This window comes from Stenotrophomonas maltophilia group sp. RNC7 (assembly GCF_030910085.1).
GTDB classification, from domain to species: Bacteria; Pseudomonadota; Gammaproteobacteria; order Xanthomonadales; family Xanthomonadaceae; genus Stenotrophomonas; species Stenotrophomonas sepilia.
On the sequence record NZ_JAVFVN010000537.1, the window covers coordinates 1 to 315 of the forward strand.

Annotated in this window: 1 protein-coding gene; it reads right to left on the reverse strand. The window is 54.9% G+C overall.

Translation table 11 applies throughout. From position 1 onward, the window contains the following. Positions 1-30: 30 nt before the first annotated feature. Positions 31-315, reverse strand: a 285-nt coding sequence (locus tag RCF13_RS10660; RefSeq protein WP_308141140.1) for an IS3 family transposase, incomplete at its 5' end; no start/stop codon positions are given.

Consider the following 315-nt stretch of genomic DNA (forward strand, 5'->3'; position numbering starts at 1 on the left):
GGTGAAGTGACCCCCGAGACTTGGACGGGGTCAGGCGGCCGATTGAGCCTGCTCCCGGTACTTTACCGGGCTCAGGCCTTTCAGTTTCAGTTTGATGCGCTCTTCGTTGTAGTACTGGATGTATTCCACCAGCCCAGCTTCCAGACTCTCGATGCTGTCAAAGCTGTTCAGGTAAAAGAACTCCGACTTCAGCGTCCCGAAGAAGCTTTCCATTGCCGCATTGTCCAAGCAGTTGCCACGTCGGGACATGCTTTGCTTCAACGAGTGCTTTTCCAGCATGTGCCGGTAGTTCTCATGCTGGTACTGCCAGCCCTG